Annotated in this window: 17 protein-coding genes; 13 read left to right on the top strand and 4 right to left on the bottom strand. The window is 70.5% G+C overall.

What is annotated here, in order from left to right; translation table 11 throughout:
• Positions 1-11: 11 nt before the first annotated feature.
• A complete protein-coding gene (locus tag RBL05_RS12395; RefSeq protein ID WP_308739204.1) occupies positions 12-281 on the bottom strand; it encodes a hypothetical protein in 270 nt (89 codons plus the stop codon).
• Between the two features lie 74 nt (positions 282-355).
• Here RBL05_RS12395 and RBL05_RS12400 point away from each other — a divergent pair, with 74 nt between their 5' ends.
• Positions 356-523: a hypothetical protein gene (locus RBL05_RS12400; RefSeq protein WP_308739203.1), complete on the top strand. Its 168-nt coding sequence runs from the start codon at positions 356-358 to the stop codon at positions 521-523.
• Here RBL05_RS12400 and RBL05_RS12405 read toward each other — a convergent pair.
• Positions 477-1,091, bottom strand: coding sequence for a VanZ family protein (locus RBL05_RS12405; RefSeq protein WP_308739202.1), 615 nt, complete (start codon positions 1,089-1,091; stop codon positions 477-479). The genes RBL05_RS12400 and RBL05_RS12405 overlap by 47 nt on opposite strands.
• A gap of 70 nt (positions 1,092-1,161) precedes the next feature.
• Between RBL05_RS12405 and RBL05_RS12410 the strand changes: the two genes are divergently transcribed.
• The 5 genes from RBL05_RS12410 (at position 1,162) to RBL05_RS12430 (ending at position 8,252) form a co-directional block, all read left to right on the top strand.
• Entirely contained in the window at positions 1,162-2,142 is a 981-nt protein-coding gene (locus RBL05_RS12410; RefSeq protein ID WP_308739201.1) for a beta-ketoacyl-ACP synthase III, read from the top strand.
• Between the two features lie 56 nt (positions 2,143-2,198).
• Complete coding sequence (locus tag RBL05_RS12415) at positions 2,199-2,711, top strand: DUF456 domain-containing protein (protein WP_308739200.1); 513 nt, start codon at positions 2,199-2,201, stop codon at positions 2,709-2,711.
• Positions 2,708-4,738, top strand: a complete 2,031-nt coding sequence (locus RBL05_RS12420; RefSeq protein WP_308739199.1) for an ABC transporter ATP-binding protein — start codon at positions 2,708-2,710, stop codon at positions 4,736-4,738. Before RBL05_RS12415 ends, RBL05_RS12420 begins: the two co-directional genes overlap by 4 nt.
• Positions 4,735-6,618 (top strand): ABC transporter ATP-binding protein, encoded by a 1,884-nt coding sequence (locus tag RBL05_RS12425; RefSeq protein WP_318603667.1) that lies wholly within the window; start codon positions 4,735-4,737, stop codon positions 6,616-6,618. The genes RBL05_RS12420 and RBL05_RS12425 overlap by 4 nt, the downstream gene beginning before the upstream one ends.
• Before the next feature lie 308 nt (positions 6,619-6,926).
• A complete protein-coding gene (locus RBL05_RS12430) occupies positions 6,927-8,252 on the top strand; it encodes an ISL3 family transposase (protein ID WP_308739197.1) in 1,326 nt (441 codons plus the stop codon).
• Between the two features lie 25 nt (positions 8,253-8,277).
• Here RBL05_RS12430 and RBL05_RS12435 read toward each other — a convergent pair whose 3' ends face one another.
• Positions 8,278-9,678 carry a hypothetical protein gene (locus RBL05_RS12435; RefSeq protein ID WP_308739196.1) on the bottom strand — a complete coding sequence of 467 codons (1,401 nt, stop codon included), beginning with the start codon at positions 9,676-9,678 and terminating at the stop codon, positions 8,278-8,280.
• An 89-nt stretch (positions 9,679-9,767) separates the two neighbouring features.
• Between RBL05_RS12435 and RBL05_RS12440 the strand changes: the two genes are divergently transcribed.
• Positions 9,768-10,577, top strand: coding sequence for a class I SAM-dependent methyltransferase (locus RBL05_RS12440; protein WP_308739195.1), 810 nt, complete (start codon positions 9,768-9,770; stop codon positions 10,575-10,577).
• A 116-nt stretch (positions 10,578-10,693) separates the two neighbouring features.
• Here the strand turns inward: RBL05_RS12440 and RBL05_RS12445 are convergent, their stop codons facing one another.
• Positions 10,694-11,737, bottom strand: coding sequence for a hypothetical protein (locus RBL05_RS12445; RefSeq protein ID WP_308739194.1), 1,044 nt, complete (start codon positions 11,735-11,737; stop codon positions 10,694-10,696).
• 132 nt (positions 11,738-11,869) lie between these two features.
• Between RBL05_RS12445 and RBL05_RS12450 the strand changes: the two genes are divergently transcribed.
• From RBL05_RS12450 to RBL05_RS12475, 6 genes are all read left to right on the top strand, one after another.
• Complete coding sequence (locus tag RBL05_RS12450; RefSeq protein WP_308739193.1) at positions 11,870-12,532, top strand: DUF6318 family protein; 663 nt, start codon at positions 11,870-11,872, stop codon at positions 12,530-12,532.
• A 133-nt stretch (positions 12,533-12,665) separates the two neighbouring features.
• On the top strand, positions 12,666-14,402 hold the full coding sequence (locus RBL05_RS12455) for an ABC transporter ATP-binding protein (protein ID WP_308739192.1): 1,737 nt from the start codon (positions 12,666-12,668) through the stop codon (positions 14,400-14,402).
• Positions 14,402-16,435: an ABC transporter ATP-binding protein gene (locus RBL05_RS12460; RefSeq protein WP_308739191.1), complete on the top strand. Its 2,034-nt coding sequence runs from the start codon at positions 14,402-14,404 to the stop codon at positions 16,433-16,435. Before RBL05_RS12455 ends, RBL05_RS12460 begins: the two co-directional genes overlap by 1 nt.
• Positions 16,436-16,486: 51 nt before the next feature.
• Positions 16,487-17,419 (top strand): ABC transporter substrate-binding protein, encoded by a 933-nt coding sequence (locus RBL05_RS12465; RefSeq protein ID WP_308739190.1) that lies wholly within the window; start codon positions 16,487-16,489, stop codon positions 17,417-17,419.
• Complete coding sequence (locus RBL05_RS12470; protein ID WP_263311991.1) at positions 17,416-18,396, top strand: amino acid ABC transporter permease; 981 nt, start codon at positions 17,416-17,418, stop codon at positions 18,394-18,396. The genes RBL05_RS12465 and RBL05_RS12470 overlap by 4 nt, the downstream gene beginning before the upstream one ends.
• Entirely contained in the window at positions 18,396-19,184 is a 789-nt protein-coding gene (locus tag RBL05_RS12475) for an amino acid ABC transporter ATP-binding protein (RefSeq protein ID WP_308739189.1), read from the top strand. The genes RBL05_RS12470 and RBL05_RS12475 overlap by 1 nt, the downstream gene beginning before the upstream one ends.
• Positions 19,185-19,303 lie beyond the last annotated feature (119 nt).

Genomic DNA, 19,303 nt, shown 5'->3' on the forward strand with positions numbered 1-19,303 from the left:
AGGCGAGGCGCTCAGCGCGGCGCCGGGAGCACCGCGTCGACCACGGCGCCCAGGCGCTCCGGATCGAGCGGCGCCGCGCCCAGAGTCGCCAGCGACAGATAGCCGGTGAGCAGGTCGGCGACCACCTCGGGCGGCGCCGGCGGCACCGAACGCCCACCCGGGGCGAGGATCGCCTCCGCCCGCGCCGTCAGCCAGGACTCGAGATCGATGCGCAGATCGCCGGTCTCCGGCACCGGCAGGACGCCCAGCGAGAAGGTCCCCTGCAGCACGGCCTGCGCCACGACCTCACTCCCCGCAGGGGATCCGCACCAACGCCGTCGCTCCCGGGCCCACCGCCACCGGCATCTAGGGCGGGATGCGCTCCGACTTCGCCGCCGAGCGCCTGGGCCCCTTCTTCGGCCTCATCCCACCGGTCGCGACCGCGGAGACCGTCGCGAGCTCGATCACCTGGCTGCTCAGCGACGACGCCGAGAACATCAACGGCCAGGTCCTCGCCTCCGACGGGGGCTGGTCCGCTCAGTGACCTCCGGGTCCTCCTCGCCCCCGTGCCACAGCTCCCGCCAGCGGGTCAGCAGCGGGGCGAGGAGGACCCCCACCAGGGCGCCGAGCGTGTTCGCCAGCAGGTCCTCGATGTCCGCGATCCGCACCCCGCAGGGGTAGATCCCGAACGCGCCGGTGTACTGGGTGAGCTCGATCAGCGCCGAGAGCAGCATGCCGGTGGCGACCGACGCCGTCGCATCCAGTCGGAGCACCCCGCGCAGGATCAGCCCCAGCGGCACGAACAGCGCCGTGTTCAGCGCCGCCTGCACCAGCGCGAAGCCCGTCCTCGCCGTGAGCGTGTGGAAGGGGTCCAGGCGCAGCACGCCGCCGGTGCGGGAGCGACAGGTCAGCGCCACGTCGTAGGCCGGGGCGATCGTGAGCCCCGCGAGCGTCATCGTGTACACGCAGATCACGGCGATGCCGAGCAGCCGCTGCGGCTGCACCCGGCCGAAGCGCCGGCGCTGCAGCCAACAGGCGGGCAGGAGGATCACGGCGAACACGCCGAGCCCTCCGACCACCCCCACCACGCCCAGGCTCGCCAGCTCGCTCACGGGCGGAACGGTACACACCCCGCCCGCACTACCATCGTGAGGATCAGCCCGACCCTGTCAGGAGACCGCCATGACGACGAGCCCCCGTCCCTTCGCCGCCCAGGCCCCCGCGGCCGGCTCGAGGATCCTCGGCACCGGCCACCACCGGCCCGACCGCGTGATGACCAATGCCGACCTCGAGCAGCTCGTCGAGACCAGCGACGAGTGGATCCGCCAGCGCACCGGCATCGAGGAGCGGCGCATCGCGGCCGACGGGGTCGACGTCGGCGACCTCGCCGCGATCGCCGGACGCAACGCGCTCGCCGACGCGGGCGTCGACCCCTCCGAGATCACGCAGGTCATCGTCGCGACCTGCTCCAACCACGAGCGCTCCCCGAGCGCCGCGGGCCGCGTCGCCCAGCAGCTCGGCATCCCCGCGCCCGCCGCCTTCGACGTGGGCGCGGCCTGCTCCGGCTTCGAGCACGCCCTGGCCGTCGCCGACATGTCGATCCGCACCGGCGCCTCGACCACCACCCTCGTGATCGGGGCGGAGAAGCTCTCCGCCGTCACCGACTACACCGACCGCACCACCTGCATCCTCACCGCCGACGGGGCGGGCGCGATGGTGCTGACCGCGAGCGAGGAGCCGGGCATCGCGCCGGTGGTCTGGGGCACCGTCCCCGAGCTCGCCGATGCCGTCACCATCAACGGCGAGGGCCCGGCCTTCGCCCAGCAGGGGCGGCAGGTGCTCGGATGGGCGCTGCGCGAGGCGCCGAAGATCTCGAAGCAGATCGTCGAGGCCGCCGGGCTCACCATGGAGGACATCGACGTGTTCGTGCCCCACCAGGCGAACCTGCGCATGATCGAGCCGCTCGCCGCCGCGCTCGGCCTGCGCGAGGATGCGATCGTCGCCGACGACATCATCACCTCCGGCAACACCTCCGCCGCGACGATCCCGCTGGCGATCTCGCGGATGCGCGAGGCCGGGCGGATCCCCTCCGGCGCGACCGCGCTGCTGGTCGGCTTCGGCGGCGGCTTCTCCTGGGCGGGCCAGGTGGTGCGCCTGCCCTGACGGGCTGCCGATAGGATCGACGAGGCCCCATCCGCTCCCGCGCCCCGGAGGACCTCGTGGTCGATTCCCTGACCGTCCAGATCATCGTCACGGTCCTCGCCGGACTCGCCTACGCCGTCGGCCTCACCGGCATCATCGTGCCGATCCTGCCCGGCACCATCACGATCGTCATCGCGACGCTGATCTGGGCGATCCTGATCGGCGGCTGGCCCGCCTGGGTCGCCTTCGGGATCGTGCTCCTGCTCGGCGCGGCCGGCATGACCGCCAGCTACGTCCTCACCGGCCGCCGCCTCCACGCTGCCGAGGTGCCGATGTGGCCGGTCTACGTCGCGATCGCCGCGGCGGTCGTCGGCTTCTTCGTCATCCCCTTCCTCGGGCTCCCGATCGGGTTCCTCGCCGGCCTGTACGTCGCCGAGTCGCTGCGGCTGAGGGACTGGAGGAAGGGCCTGGACAACACATGGATCGCGCTGAAGGCCCTCGGCACCGGGATCCTCATCGAGTTCTCCCTGGCGGTGCTGTCCACGTTCACCTTCGCGATCGCGGTCATCGTGCACTTCGTCACCGCATGACCACCTCGCAGCACCCCGCCGTCCTCGTCCCCGGGCTCAAGCGCCTGCTGAAGGGCTCCTGGGAGCAGAAGCGCTGGTTCGTTTTCGCCGTGCTCGGCGCGACCGCCTTCGCGCTGCTCCAGATCGCGACCTCCTCGATCATCGGCTGGGTCACCGAGCACGTCGTCGTCCCCTCCTTCGCCAGCGGCGAGGTCGCCCCCGCGCTCGTCCTCGGCGGGGGAGCGGCGATCCTCGGCATCGCTGTCGCCCGCGCCGTGACCGTCATGGCGCGGCGCGTCTTCGCCGCCGCCGCCCAGTTCGACCTCTTCCGCCTCTACCGCGAGCGGATCGTCCAGGTCTACGCGAAGGTGCCGCTGCTGTGGCACCGCCGCCAGGCCACCGGCACCCTGCTCAGCTCCGTCTACTCCGACGTCGAGGCGACCTTCTTCGCGATGGCGCCCTTCCCCTTCGCGCTGTCCACCCTGGTGATGCTGGCCTACGCGACCGTGGTCGTCGCCCGGATCGACCCGGTGATCCTGCTGGTCATGCTCGCGCTGATCGTGCTCCTGATCGTCCTCAACGTGCTCCTGCAGCGCTTCGCGACCCCGATCGCGATGCGCTCCCAGCAGCTGCGCGCCGAGGTCGCCGAGATCGCCCACGAGTCCTTCGACGGCGCGAACGTCGTGAAGTCCCTGGGCCGCGAGGACGTCGAGGAGCGGCGCTTCGCCCGCGCCGCCGACGACCTGCGCGAGACCGGGATCCGCTTCGGATACATCCGCGGCTGGTTCGACCCCGCCATCGACGCACTCCCCGACCTCGGCATCCTCGCCGTCGCCGTGCTCGGCGCCTGGCGGATCGGGGAGGGGCACCTCAGCACCGGGCAGCTCGTCGAGGTCGCCTACCTGTTCACGCTGATGTCCCTGCCGATCCGGTCCTTCGGCTGGGTGCTCGGGGACCTCTCCCGCACCGTCGTCGGCGGCGGCCGCGTGCAGCAGATCCTCGACGTCGACGAGGAGCGCACCTACGGCGACCGTGCCCTGCCGGACGGGCCCGGCGTGCTCGAGATCGATCGCGTCTCCTTCGTCTACCGCGACGACCCCGCCGCCGTGATCCTCGGCCGCGGCGTCCGCTCCGAGGACCTCGCCGTGCGGGAGGGGCATGCCCTGACCGACGTGTCCCTGCGCGCCGACCCCACGGCCGGGACCCGGGTGCTGGCCGTCGTCGGCGCGACCGGCTCCGGGAAGTCCACCCTCGCGCTGCTCGCCGCGGGCCTGGTCACGCCGAGCAGCGGCACGATCAGCCTCGACGGCGCCCGCCTCGAGAGCCTCACCGCCGAGGCGCTCACCGTCGACGTCGCCCTCGTGCTGCAGCAGGCCTTCGTCATGGACGCGACCGTGCGCGAGAACGTCACCCTCGGCGAGGACATCGACGAGGAGACCGTGCGCTGGGCGCTGCGCGTCGCCCAGGCCGAGGACTTCGTCGACGCACTGCCGGACGGGCTCGACACCGAGCTCGGCGAGCGCGGCGGCTCCCTCTCCGGCGGGCAGCGCCAGCGCATCGCGCTCGCCCGGGCGCTGGCCCGTCGGCCCCGCCTGCTGATCCTCGACGACGCCACCAGCGCCTGCGACCCCAGCGTCGAGCTCGCCATCCTCGACGGGATCCGCCGCGAGATGACCGACTCGACGCTGCTGCTGATCGCCTACCGCAAGTCCACGATCTCGCTCGCCGACCAGGTCGTGTTCCTCGACCACGGCCGCGTCGCCGATATCGGCCCCCACGAGGAGCTGCGCGGACGCAGCGCCGGCTACCGCGCGCTGGTGGACGCCTACGACGAGGCCGCGATCTCCCACAGCCTGCTCGAGGCCTCCAAGCCTCCGCCCAGCGACGCCCCCGAGGAGGAGCCCGACCCGATCACCGGCGCGATCGAGATCCACAGCGCGGGACGCCACCGCCACGAGGAGTCGGTCGCCGACGAGGGCGAGTGCGAGCCGCCCGCCCGCACGGGCGGGGTTCCCGCCGTCGACGCCGACCAGGAGGCCGGGCGATGACCGCCGCACCCGCAGCCCGCACCTCCTCCGCCCTCGGCGGGGAGGCCGCCGCCGACGAGGGCGCGATCGCGACCATCCGCCGCGGCCTCGCCCTCACGCCCGAGCTGCTGCGCGGACTGTGGATCACCCTGCTGCTGGCCGTGATCGCGACCGCCGGCAAGGTGGTCGTGCCCATCGCCGTCCAGGCCATCCTCGACCGCGGCATCATCGCGCCCGAGACCCCCGACGTCGCCTTCGTCGCCGGCGCCGCGGGGCTCGCCGCACTGGTGCTGCTCGCCACCGCGACCTGCAACGTGCTCATGAACCGGCGCCTGTTCCGCCTGGCCGAGACGTCGCTGGCGACCCTGCGCAAGCGCGCCTTCCGCCACATCCACGACCTGTCCCTGCTCACCCAGGGCACCGAGCAGCGCGGCGCCCTCGTCTCCCGCGTGACCAGCGACGTCGACACCGTCAGCCAGTTCATGAGCTTCGGCGGGATCATGCTGGTGGTGATGAGCTTCCAGCTCGTCCTCGCCACCGCCGTGATGGCCTTCTACTCCTGGCCGCTCGCGCTCGTGGTGTGGCTCTGCTACCTCCCGATCCTCGTGATCATGGGCTCCCTGCAGAAGCGGATCCGCGCTCGCTACCAGGTGGTGCGCACGAAGGTCGGCGAGATGCTCGGCACCGTCTCGGAGTCCCTCGTCGGCTCCGCGACCGTGCGCGCCTACGGCACCGAGGAGCGCACCCGCCAGGCCCAGGTCCGCCGGATCGGCGCGGTGCGCGACGCCCAGTTCGCGGTGCTGCGCCCCCAGTCCGCGTCCTTCTTCCTCTCGGAGACGGCCGACGGACTCGCGACCGCCGTCGTGGTCGTGGTCGGGGTGGTGCTCGGCACCGGCGCGCTCGGGATCGACCTGCCCGGCGCCGACCTCAGCGCCGGCGGCGTGGTCGCCTTCGTCTTCCTCGTCTCCCTGTTCAGCCAGCCCGTCCGCATGGGCATCGAGATGCTCTCGGAGGCGCAGAACGCCGTGGCCGGCTGGCGGCGCGTGCTCGGCGTGCTCGACACCCCGGCCGACGTCGCCGACCCCGGCGGCGCCATCGACCCCCGCACCGGCCGGCGCGGCGAGTCCGTGCCGGGGGCGCGGCCGCTGCCCGACGGGCTGCTCGACATCGAGATCCGCGAGCTGCGCTACCGCTACCCGACCGGCCCCGAGGTCATCCACGGCCTGGACGTCACCATCCCCGCCCGCTCCCGCATGGCGGTCGTGGGGGAGACCGGCAGCGGCAAGACCACCTTCGCCAAGCTGCTCACCCGCATGATGGACCCCGCCTCCGGGGAGATCCTCATCGGGGGGATCCCCCTGCACCTGGTGCCCTACGATTCGCTGCGCTCGCGCGTGATCATGGTGCCGCAGGAGGGCTTCCTCTTCGACACCACCGTCGCCGGGAACCTGCGGTACGGCCGTCCCGACGCTACCGAGGAGGAGATGCGTCGGGCACTGGAGGAGCTGGGGCTCGGCTCCTGGGCGGCGGAGCTGCCGGAGGGGCTGGAGACCCCCGTCGGCCAGCGCGGCGAGTCCCTCAGCGCGGGGGAGCGGCAGCTCGTCGCGCTCGCCCGCGCCTATCTCGCCGACCCCGACATCATCGTCCTGGACGAGGCGACCAGCGCCGTCGACCCCGCCGCCGACGTGCGCCTGCAGCAGGCGATCGACGGCCTCGCCCGCGGCCGCACCACGATCACCATCGCCCACCGGCTCTCCACCGCCGAGCGCGCCGACCGGATCATGGTGCTGGACCACGGCGACCTCGTCGAGCACGGCACCCACGCCGAGCTCGTCGACCTCGAGGGCGGGATCTACGCCGGGCTGCACAGGTCCTGGGTCGCACACCGGGCGGAGCGGTGAATGGTGAGGCCGGGTAGAAATCCGGTCGCCGACCCTCGGCGCGCAATGGAGTCAACAGATACTCCGAGCGGATGGCATGCCCGATGCGCTGAACGTCCAGCCAGGACAACGGTGCTGCGTGTACCGCCGTCGGACTATTGACCGTGCGAGTTCCATATCCATTCCTCCGAGCATCAGTAAGCCCGAGGTATAGCGGCTCTTCAGAGTTGAGTGTGGGCGCGCCGGTGGCGTCGGGTAGCTGGGGATAGACGTCGAGGTCCTCGATGATGAGCGGACTTCTACCCCCGCTAATCTCAAGGACCTCGACAATGCCCAACTCTACGTGCGCCTGCTCTGACGCGCTCGGCCGCTGCGACCGTTGCGATCTTCTCCTCGATTTCCCCACCCTCCATCTGGCCTCGGTGGTGAAGGGCCGTACGGGCCTGGTGCTCGAGGTCGAGTCCTGCGATCCAGTGGCCGGATGCCCTGGTTGCGGAGTCATCGCCGCTGGTCACGGCCGAGTGATGGTCGAGGTGATCGATGCGCCCTGGGCGGGCCGTCCAGTGCGGATCCGGTGGCGCAAGCGCCGCTGGATCTGCCACGAGGGCCTCTGCGAGGTGGTCTCGTTCGTGGAGCAGGACCCGGAGGTCTGCGCTCCGCGGGGCCTGCTGAGCACGCGCGCGATCCGCTGGGCGATCGGTCAGCTCCGCCGCGAGGGAGCGACTATCCAGGGCCTTGCTCGTCAGCTCGGCACGACCTGGAACACGGTCTGGTCCCAGGTCCGACCACTCCTGATCGAGGCTGCGAACGACCCGTCCCGGTTCGAGGGAGTGCAGGTCCTGGGCGTGGACGAGCACATCTGGCACCACCGCGACCCGCGCCGGCGCGGCCCGAAGGAGCTCACCGGGATGGTCGACCTGACCCGAGGACCCCACCCCACCGCCAGGCTGCTGGACCTGGTCCCCGGCCGATCCGGCAAGGCCTACCGAGACTGGCTGGACGAGCGGGGCGAGACGTTCCGACGGCGGGTCGAGATCGCGACGCTGGACCCGTTCCAGGGATATAAGAACGCGATCGATGACCAGCTCGAAGATGCGACCTGCGTGCTGGACGCCTTCCACATCGTCAAGCTCGGCGGGGCGGCGGTCGATGACGTTCGCCGCCGGATCCAGCAGGAGACCCTCGGCCACCGCGGCCGCAAGGGAGATCCCCTCTACGGCATCCGCCACATCCTCCGCGCGGGGCGCGAACGCCTCACCCCGCGCCAGCAGACTCGGCTGGCCAGCGCGTTCGCGGCGCATCCCGAGCATGTCGCGGTCGAGGTCGCCTACCACTGCTCCCAAGACCTCCGCGACGTCTTCCACCAGCCCACACCCGCACGAGGGCGACAGCTCGCCGAGGAGCTCATCGCCTCCCTGCCGTCCTGCCCGATCCCGGAGATCGCCAGGCTCGGGAAGACTCTGCGCCGCTGGCGGACAGCGTTCCTGGCCTACTTCGACACCAACGGCGCGAGCAACGGCGGCACCGAGGCCGTCAACGGGCTCATCGAGCTCGGCCGCCGCACCGCCCGCGGCTTCCGGAATTTCGAGCACTACCGCCTCCGAATGCTCCTCATCACCGGCGGCCTCGACGCCTCACCCCACACTCAACTCTGAAGAGCCGGTATAGCGGCTAAATTTCTCATGATGCGGTCATTCGTGCGAGCATCTTCTCTAGCCGGGTGCTCCCCAGAAGGCGCTCGGAGTAGTCCACCAATTGTCTGATGGACCGGATAGCTTCGAACATGTCCCAGCACTCGCTGGTAAGCCTTTCTGCTTCCCAGGTCTGGTCGGGCTTGGCGAGGTTCTCCAGTGGCTCTGCGTTGTCTAGCCGCTCTTGTTCCTCTAGCGGTAGGTGACGAAGAGCCTCATGTTGCATGTCGATCCGGCGGTTTTCCCACGCGCTAGCGTTCGGGAACCGGATGTGATCCGCGATCTTGCGCGGCCTCCCTAGCGAGGGCATTGGGAAGACAGTGGTGTAGCCCTGCCAAGCCTTCAATGACAAGAGGCGAGCGCACTCCACACGTCGCGAACCTAGAGCGGAGCAGAGATCCGATCGACTCTCGAGAGCGCCAAGAGCTTCGGTGACGCCAGGGGAAGGTGATCGGCGGGATGGCGAGTGGTCGAACGCGTCTTGGCACTCAGCCGTGCATTTCAGGTGAGAGTCTTCCAGGGTGAGCCCAAGCGGAGACGAAGCGCTTGACGAAGTCATCGTGCGCCACCATTCCAAAAAGTTCAGGTACGCAGATTCCCGCGCTATCACATGTCTCGTAACGTCCTCGTCGAGCGCCTCGGCAAGATTGTGCACGAGGGGAGTGATCTCATGCAGGAGGCCGATGGTCTCGACCTCTCGTTCGTGACGGTACTTTCTTTTCGCAAGCATCCGGTCGGTGCGTAGAAACTTTGCGCCAACGATTAGTAGTGCGATCAAGGTTGAAAGGGTGGTGAGGATCGCGAGTGGTGAAATGCCGATGTGGGTGAGTCGTCGGGTCGCATCAATAATGCTGCTGATACTGTGTTCAATCGCAAGCTTTGAACCCTGAGGGAAGGCGAGCGTCAACGCAATGGCAATAGACGCGATACCAAACGTGGTGGGTACGGCGAGGCCGATGACTCGAAGGATGGAGAACGCGCGCCCGATGGCCAGGAGGATTGAACGAAGGGCTCCAGTCAGCACGTGCGTGCGGGGGTGCTCTGTAGCAGGGGGTAAGCGGTCGCTACGGCTGTCCCGTACTCCGTAGGTTGTGCGTCCCCAAATGAGGGAGAACGCGGTCAGACCCCGGAACAAGGCACCTGAGTATGCCTCTAATCGGCGTGCAGCCTCCAAGGAGCCTCCACGAGCAATCGCTTCGGCTCCGCTTCTCACTCGGAACGCGAGCTCGCGAGGGATGATGTGGAGGCAGATCGCCAGGATCGCAATCGTCAATGCTGCGAGGATAAGTGCGAAAAGGAACCTGGCCCCGGCGCTGTCTGTCGTGTCCAGGTTGAACAAGCTGTTCGCCATGGCGATCGCGTTGAAGTACGCGTCGAGCGCTCGATCCATCTGTGCTCCTCAGTAGTGGGAGAGATCGGCACTAGCCTAGGAGGATCGCGGGGACTGCGGCACTTGGGCACCTCGGTACCCTTCTTCTTGTGCAACACCCACCTGTGCCGCCGATCTCCGCCCGCGACGAGCCACGTTTCGGGAGCGAGGAGCGGAAGACGGAGCTCGCCGAGGCGTTCGCGGGGCAGGGGGAGGACTACGACCGGCTACGGCCGGGGTATCCGCCCGCGGCGCTGGAGGCGATGCTCGCGGCGCTGGCCGATGCCGCCTCGTCGCTCCGCGCCGTGGATCTGGGGGCGGGGACGGGGAAGCTGTCGTGGGCGCTCGTGGAGCGAGGATTCGAGGTGACCGCGGTGGACACCAGCGCGGAGATGCTGGAGACCGCCCGTCGCCGCGGAGCCCGTGGCGCGCTCGCCACCCGCGTCGCGCCCGCCGAGGCGACCGGGCTGCCCGCGGCGTCGGCGGAGCTGGTCACCGTCGCCCAGGCGTGGCACTGGTTCGACGCGGAGGCGGCGTCGGCCGAGGCGCTGCGGCTGCTCGCGCCCGGGGGAGTGCTCGCCCTGGTGTGGAACATGCTCGACGTGACGATCCCCTGGGTGCACCGGCTGTCGCGGATCATGCACGCCGGCGACATCCATCGCGAGGACTTCCACCCCACCGTCGGCCCCGGGCTCGAGCTCACCGAGCGCCGTGCGCTCACCTGGGAGGACCCGATGCCCACCCAGGACGTCATCGACCTCGCCCGCACCCGCAGCTACGTGATCACCGCCCCCGAGGAGCGGCGGCAGAAGGTGCTCGCGAACCTCGACTGGTACCTCCACGACCACCTCGGCCACGCCCGCGGGGCGAGGGTCGGCGTGCCCTACCGCACCGACCTGTTCCTGTACCGGGCCGCCTGAGCGGACGCCCCGCGAGGTGACCGGGAGGTATCCGGTCTCAGCTGTCGTCACGGCGCCGGATTCCGACAGCTGAGACGGGATGGACGCCGGTCGGAGCGGGTCGCCGCCCGCTGTGCTCAGACTCCTGCGCTGTGTGAGCCGCGGAGGCCCGTGCCCAGCGCAGCGCGCACCAGGTCGACGGCCGGGGCGCATTCCTGCACGATGTCATCGGAGTGCAGGCGGACCTCCGTCCACCCCGCGGCCTGTACCCGTCGAGCACGACGGATGTCGCGGCTGACCTGGCCGGGTGTGCTGTGAGTGCGGCCGTCGTACTCGGCGCAGACCCGGTGCGCGGGCCATTGGAAGTCCGGCTCGTGCAGCTGCCTGCCGTCAGGCCCGATCAGAGGCGTGTTCAACAGGGGGTCCGGGAGCCCGGCACGGGCGAAGGCGAGCCGGAGCATGGTCTCGCGCGGCGAGTCCGCCCCGACGCGCACTTCCCGGAGAGCGGCTCGGAGCATCGCCGCGTGCCTGCCCGTGCACTGCTCGCGCAGCTCCTCGAGAGTGCACCACGGCGCGGTGCGTCCGTGCTCCAGCTCGGGGCGCGGGTGGCGCACGAGGTGGTCCCCGATCGCGATGAGCCAGAATTCCGAGAGGTCCGGGGCGAGATCGCGCCAGGTCCGGGCCCGGGTGGTGAGACGGACCGGGGCCTCGAGCACGGTGGACCCGTCCTCCGGCGGGTCCACCGCGAAGCGCGCCTCGCGCACCTGGTCGGGTGGCAGCACGAACTGGTGCCAGCGGACGACGGGGTCCGAGCTGACACGGCCCTGCGGGAGCGAGATGTGGACCCTGGGCCGGGGCAGCGAGCGCTCCAGGTGCTCGGGCAGCGGCATCCCCTGCATCCGTGCGGCCGTCAGCCCCACGGCGACCGCCTCGGGATCCGAGCGGCAATACGCCGAGACGATCTCGGTCTCGCCTGCAGTGCGGCCGCCGCGGACCAGCAGCCCGGGACGGAGCCGGGCGAGGTCAGGCGCACGGAGCCGCCCCGGGCTCACGCCGGCACGGAGCGCCTCGGCACGCGTCACCACCGGCCAGGGGAGGGAGGCCGGGAACGGGGCGGGCGCACGGGACACCTCCACAGCGTGCCCGAGCTCGAGGGACGTCCAGCGGGACATCCACAGCATCGAGGCAGGTTGGCAATGGGGAGGAGAGATCGAGCCGGGAGCAGGGGCGGCACGAGAACTGCCGGCCGAGATCCCCACGCGCACCGCCACCCGCTGAGGCACCTCCCCGCCGCGTCCTCTACCGTGGAGCCCGTGAACCGCCCCGTCCAACGCCTCATCGTCGTCGCCCTCGCCCTCGTGCTCCTCGTTCCCGTCGGCGCGCTGGGGATCTCCCAGCTGCTGAACCCCGGCGGTCAGGAGGAGCAGGCGAGCGAGAGCGCCGGCGATCCCGGGAACCCGGAGAACCGGCCGACGGCCGACCCCGCCGAGCAGCCGCCCCGCCCGGACCTGCCGCGCCCGGAGGAGCCGGCAGAGCTGACCGAGCAGAGCGAGGCCGGGGCCGAGGCGACCCTGACCTACCTGCTCGGCTCCTACGACTACATGATGAGCAGCGGCGACATCTCCGTCTGGGAGGACAAGGTTGACCCGGGCTGCCAGGTCTGCACCACCTTCCTGCAGAACGCCGAGCAGCTCGCCGCCCAGGACGGGTACCTGGTCGACGGCGCCTTCGAGATCCACTCCACCAGCTTCGAGGGCACCGGGGAGCCGCCCGCGACCGGCACCGTCACCGCGCAGTTCACGCAGGAGGCGTCGATCCTCGTCGACGACCCGAGCCTGCAGGCCAACGCCCTCGACGAGGTCACCGGGCAGCTGATCGCCACGGTCGCCTGGGACGGGGAGCGCTGGCGCGTGACCGACATGTCCATCGCCCCGCCCGAGGGCGCGGCCTCCGATGCGGGCGGCGCCGCGGGCTGACCCGCCCGACGCTCCTCGGCTCCGCCCTGCGCGGAACCGTCGATAGTCGGATGCCCCTGTCAGGCGCCTGTGCCTATGCTTCCGGGGCCGACCGGATCCTGCCCGGCCCGGACGGCCCTTCGGAAGGATTCTCGTGACCCTGCTGCGCCTCGTGCTCGGGGGCCTGAAGCCGTACGCGTTCTGGGTGCTCCTCGTGGTGCTCTTCCAGATCGCCGGCGTGCTGGCCGCCCTCTACCTCCCCACCCTCAACGCCGACATCATCGACGACGGCGTCGCCAAGGCCGACGTCCCCGTGATCTGGGAGCTCGGCCGGATCATGCTGGTCATCTCGCTGGGGAACATCATCGCGCTCGTCGCGGCGAACTTCTTCGCCGCCCGCTCCGCGATGCGGGTCGGCAAGGACCTGCGCTCGAGGGTCTTCGGTCGCGTGAACTCCTTCTCCCAGCGCGAGCTCGCCGAGTTCGGCACCCCCTCCCTCATCACCCGCTCCACGAACGACGTGCAGCAGGTGCAGATGCTGATCTTCTTCTCCCTGAACATGCTGGTCCAGGCCCCCGTCACGGGGATCGGCGGGGTGATCCTCGCGCTGCGGGTCGAGCCGGGGATGGCCTGGCTGATCGCGGTGATGGTGCCGGTCATGCTCGTGGCCGTCGGCCTGCTCATCGCGCGCGCGGCGCCCCTGTTCAAGCAGATGCAGGGCAAGATCGACGACATCAACGGCGTGCTGCGCGAGCAGATCACCGGCATCCGCGTGCTGCGTGCCTTCGTGCGCGAGGACCGCGAGCGGGAGCGCTACGCCGTGGTCAACGGCGAGCTGACCGAGCTGAACCGTCGCATCGGCCTGCTGATGATCCTCATCAACCCGATCATCATGTTCATCCTGAACATGTCCAGCGTCCTCGTGCTGCTGGTCGCCGCGCCGCGCATCGACTCCGGCCAGATGGAGATCGGCTCGATCACCGCCTTCATCGCCTATCTCATGCAGATCCTCATCGCGGTGATGATGGCGACCTTCATGACGATGATGATCCCGCGCGCCATGGTCTCCGCCGAGCGCATCACCGAGGTGCTCGAGACCGAGACCAGCGTCCACCAGCGCACCGACGGGATCCGCGAGATCGAGGGCCCGATCGAGCTGACCTTCGAGGACGTCTCCTTCACCTATCCCGGCGCCGAGCGACCCGTGCTCCAGGACATCTCCTTCACCGCCCGCGCCGGACAGACCGTCGCGATCATCGGCGGCACCGGCGCCGGCAAGACCACCCTGATCAACCTCGTCCCGCGCCTCATGGACGCGACCGAGGGGCGCGTGCTGCTGAACGGCCATGACGTGCGCGACCTCGACGCCCGCGTGCTCTGGGACCGGGTCGGCCTCGTGCCGCAGCGGCCCTACCTGTTCTCCGGCACCGTCGCGACGAACCTCCGCTTCGGGAACCCGACCGCCGACGAGCAGGAGCTCTGGCACGCCCTCACCGTCGCCCAGGGCCGGGACTTCGTCGCCGCGATGCCCGAGCAGCTCGACTCCCCGATCGCGCAGGGCGGCACGAACGTCTCCGGCGGGCAGCGGCAGCGGCTCTGCATCGCGCGGGCGCTCGCCGCGCAGCCGTCGCTGTACCTCTTCGACGACTCCTTCAGCGCGCTGGACCTCACCACCGATGCCCGGCTGCGCGCCGCGCTCGTGCCCGAGACCCGCGACGCGCTCCAGCTCGTGGTCGCCCAGCGCGTCTCCACCATCACCGGCGCCGATCTGATCCTCGTGCTGGACAACGGCCGGATCGTCGGGCAGGGCACCCATGCCGAGCTGCTGGAGAGCTCGGAGACGTACCGCGAGATCGTCCGCAGCCAGGGCATCGAGGAGGAGGTGGCGTGATCAGCACCGAGGAGAGCACCCCCGCCGACGAGATCGCCGCGGAGAAGGACGCCGAGCGCGGACTGCGTCCGGGCCAGAGCGCGAAGAACTTCTGGCCCTCGACCAAGCGCCTGCTGCGCGAGATGGGCCCCGAGCGGGCGTACCTGATCGCCGCGATCCTCGTCGGCGTCGTGTCCGTGGGCTTCTCCGTGGTGGGGCCGAGGATCCTCGGCCACGCCACCGACATCATCTTCACGGGACTGATCTCGAAGGGGCTGCCCGCCGGCGCCGAACCCGACCAGGTGATCGAGGGGCTGCGCGCCCAGGGCGAGGAGCAGTTCGCGGACATGCTCTCGGGGATGACCCTCACCCCCGGCGAGGGCATCGACTTCGGCGCGCTGTACCAGACGCTCGGCCTGGCCGTCGGCCTCTTCGCCGTCTCCGCGCTGCTGATGTGGCTGCAGGGCGTGGCCCTGAACCGGATCCTGGTGCGGATGGTCTCCCGGCTGCGCCGTGACGTCGAGGAGAAGCTGCACCGCCTGCCGCTGAAGTACTTCGACCGGATGAAGCGCGGCGAGATCCTCTCCCGCGTCACCAACGACATCGACAACATCCAGAACACCCTGATGAACACCGTCACGGGGCTGGTGAACTCGATCCTCACCGTGCTCGGCGTGCTGGTGATGATGCTGCTGATCTCCTGGCAGCTCTCGCTGATCGCGCTCGCCGTGATCCCCGTGGCGCTCGTGCTCACCGGCGTGGTCGGGTCGCGGGCGCAGAAGCTGTTCGCCCAGCAGTGGGATGCGACGGGTGTGGTGAACTCCGAGGTCGAGGAGGCCTACACCGGGCACGCCCTGGTGACCGTCTTCGGCCGCCGCGAGGAGGTCGCCGCCCGCTTCGAGGAGCGCAACGACCGCCTGTTCCGCGCCACCTTCGGCGCCCAGTTCGTCTCCTCCCTGATCATGCCGCTGATGATGTTCGTGGGGAACCTCAGCTATGTCGTCATCGCGATCGTGGGCGGGCTGCGGATCATCTCCGGCCAGCTCACCCTCGGCGACGTGCAGGCCTTCATCCAGTACTCGCGCCAGTTCACGCAGCCGCTCTCGCAGGTCGCCTCGATGGCGACGATGCTGCAGTCCGGCGTGGCCAGCGCCGAGCGGGTCTTCGAGCTGCTGGACGCCGAGGAGCAGGAGCCCGAGACCACCGAGGCCACCGCCGCGGCCGGGATCCGCGAGGGGCGCGTGGAGTTCGAGCACGTCCGCTTCTCCTACAGCCCCGACCGCGAGCTGATCCGGGACCTCTCGCTCGTCGCCGACCCGGGCCACACCGTCGCGATCGTCGGACCGACGGGGGCCGGGAAGACGACGCTGGTGAACCTCGTGATGCGGTTCTACGAGATCGACGGCGGACGGATCACGGTCGACGGGATCGACATCCGCGACCTCACCCGCGCCCAGCTGCGCGAGCGCACCGGGATGGTCCTCCAGGACACCTGGCTGTTCAAGGGCACCCTGCGCGAGAACATTCGCTACGGGCGGCTGGACGCGACCGACGAGGAGGTGGTCGAGGCCGCCGTCGCCACCCACGTCGACGACTTCGCCCGCCAGCTGCCCGACGGCTACGACACGATCGTGGACGACGACGGATCGACCCTCTCCGCCGGCGAGAAGCAGCTGGTCACCATCGCCCGCGCCTTCCTCGCCCGGCCCAGCCTGCTGATCCTGGACGAGGCGACCTCCAGCGTGGACACCCGCACCGAGGTGCTCGTCCAGCAGGCCATGAACCGCCTGCGCGAGGGCCGCACCAGCTTCGTCATCGCCCACCGCCTCTCCACCATCCGCGACGCGGACCTGATCCTCGTGATGGAGGCGGGGGACATCGTCGAGCAGGGCTCCCACGAGGAGCTGCTCGCGGCCGGCGGCGCCTATGCGCGGCTGTACCGCTCCCAGTTCGAGGGCGCGGCGGTCGACCTCGACGCGGCGGAGGAGCTGGCCGCGCAGGATGCCGGGGGCGAGGAGGCGCCGACGACGACCGGGCCGATCGCGATGGGGTGAGGGACCCGACACCGAGTTGTGGTCATGCAGGGTTATGAATACTATTCATCGGTGACTTCCTCCCGACCCCGTCGCCGCACCCTGCTGCGCGCCGCGCCCCTGGCCCTCGCCACGGGCGCGCTCACCCCGGTGCTGGCCTCCTGCACCCGCGCCTCCGAGCGCCTGGACGCCGAGTCGAACGCCGTGCCCGAGGTGGACCTCTCCGGCATCGAGGAGGTCCCGGAGATCTCCTCCCTCGTCCCCGCGGACATCCGCGCGCGCGGCGAGCTGGTCAACGGCGCCGCCCTGAACTACGCCCCCGGCGAGTTCGTCGGCTCGAACGGGAAGGCGATCGGCTACGACATCGACATCCTCGCCGGGATCGGCGCCGTCCTCGGCCTCGACACCCGCACCGAGGCGGCGGTGTTCGCGCAGATCATCCCCGCCGTCGGCTCCACCTACGACGTCGGCATGTCGAGCTTCACCGTCAACGAGGAGCGTCTCGCGGCCGTGTCGATGGTGTCCTACTTCCAGGCCGGCATCTCCTACGCGGTGAAGGCCGGGAACCCCTACGACATCCACCCCGACGACCTGTGCGGCAAACGCGTCGCCCTCCAGGTCGGCACTTACCAGGAGGAGCTCTCCATCGAGCGCTCCCAGGAATGCCGCGACCAGGGCCTGCCCGCCTACGACATGCTCGCCTACGCCTCGAACTCCGACGCCGCGACCAACGTCGCCGGCGGCAAGGGCGACATCCTCATGGCCGACTCCCCGGTCACCGCCTACGCCGTGGCCCGCTCCCGCGGGACCCTCGAGCCGATCGGCGAGATCGAGGAGTCGGCGCTGAACGGCATCGTCGTGGCCAAGGACCAGCCCGAGCTGGCCGAGGCGATCCGCGCCGCCGTGCAGCACCTCATCGACGACGGCCACATGGAGCGCATCCTCGCTGCATGGGGCAACGAAGCAGGAATGATCCCGACCGCGGAAGTGAACCCCCAGCCGTGACCACCACCCAGACCCCCGGCCCCGCCGGTCCCGCGACCGAGGGCGGCTTCACCCCGATCCGCGCGAAGGCCGCGCCGCGACCCGGCACCTGGATCTCCGCCGTGATCGTGGCCCTGCTGGCCGCGGGCCTCGTCGGCTTCCTCGTGACCAACCCCGTCCTCGAATGGGGCACCGTCGCGACCTATCTCCTCGACGTGAAGGTGGTCCAGGGCGTCGGCTGGACGCTGCTGCTGACCCTGCTGTCGATGATCCTCGGCACCGTCGTCGCGCTCACCGCCGCGATCATGCGCCGCTCCGAGAACCCCGTGCTGCGCGGCGTGAGCTGGGCGTACATCTTCGTCTTCCGCGGCATTCCGGTGTACACCCAGCTCGTGTTCTGGGGCCTGTTCACCGTGATCGTCCCCAAGATCGTGGTCGGGGTGCCGTTCGGACCCGAGCTGTGGAGCTTCTCCACCCGCGACCTGCTCACCGCCTTCTGGGCGGCCGTGATCGGCCTGGGCCTGAACGAGGGCGCCTATCTCGCCGAGATCATCCGCTCCGGCCTGAACTCCGTGGACAAGGGCCAGACCGAGGCGTCCAAGGCGCTCGGCATGGGCAATGGGACCATCCTGCGACGCATCATCGTGCCGCAGGCCATGCGCGTGATCGTGCCGCCGCTCGGGAACGAGACCATCGGCATGCTGAAGACCACCTCGCTGGTGCTCGCGGTGCCCTTCACCCTCGACCTCACCTTCGCCACCAACGGAATCGCCAACAAGCTGTTCACCCCGATCCCGCTGCTGATCGTCGCGGCGCTGTGGTACCTCGCGATCACCTCGGTGCTGATGGTGGGCCAGCACTACCTCGAGCGGTACTTCGGCCGCGGCTTCGACGCCCGCACCCCCGCCCGCCCCGGCAGCGGCGGACGCTCCCGCCAGGCCGCCGTGAACAGCGCCGGCACGACCCCGCAGGACCCGCTCCCGGAGGTGGAGCTGTGATGACCCAGAACGACGAGACCCCTGTCGTGATCCAGGTCGAGGGCGTCCACAAGACCTTCGGCGACCTCCACGTCCTCAAGGGCTGCGACCTCACCGTCCGCTCCGGCGAGGTGGCCGTGCTGGTGGGCCCCTCCGGCTCCGGCAAGTCCACCCTGCTGCGCTGCATCAACCAGCTCGAGGAGCCCACCGCGGGCCGCGTCCTGATCGACGGGGTCGTCCAGGGCTACCGCGCCGAGCCCCTGCCCGACGGGCGCTGGCAGAAGCTCCGTCCCGCCGAGATCGCCGCGCAGCGCTCCCGCATCGGCATGGTCTTCCAGCGCTTCCACCTCTTCCCGCACCTCACGGCGCTGGGCAATGTGATGGAGGCGCCCGTGCAGGTGCGCGGCCTGCCGAAGGCCGCCGCGGAGAAGAAGGCACGCGAGCTGCTGGAACGGGTGGGGCTCGGCGACCGCGCCGACCACTACCCCTCCGAGCTCTCCGGCGGGCAGCAGCAGCGCGTCGCGATCGCCCGGGCGCTGGCCATGGACCCCGAGCTGATGCTCTTCGACGAGCCGACCAGCGCCCTGGATCCCGAACTGGTCTCCGAGGTGCTCACCGTGCTCAAGGACCTTGCGGCCGACGGGATGACCATGGTCGTGGTCACCCACGAGATGGGCTTCGCCCGCGAGGTCGCCGACCAGGTCGTGTTCATGGACGAGGGCCGGATCCTCGAGTCCGGCACGGCCGAGCAGGTCATCGACCACCCCGAGTCCGAGCGCCTGAAGGGCTTCCTCGCCTCGGTGCTGTGAGCGGCTCTGCCCCTCCCCGACCTGTCCGGCCGCGACCTGCCCCGCCCGCCCCCCGCCGCCCCTCCCCGGGCCCCGGCCGTGACGTCCCCGCCCCGCTGGGCCGGCCGCGCGCATGAATC

This window comes from Brachybacterium sp. GU-2 (assembly GCF_030866705.2).
Classification (GTDB): domain Bacteria; phylum Actinomycetota; class Actinomycetes; order Actinomycetales; family Dermabacteraceae; genus Brachybacterium; species Brachybacterium conglomeratum.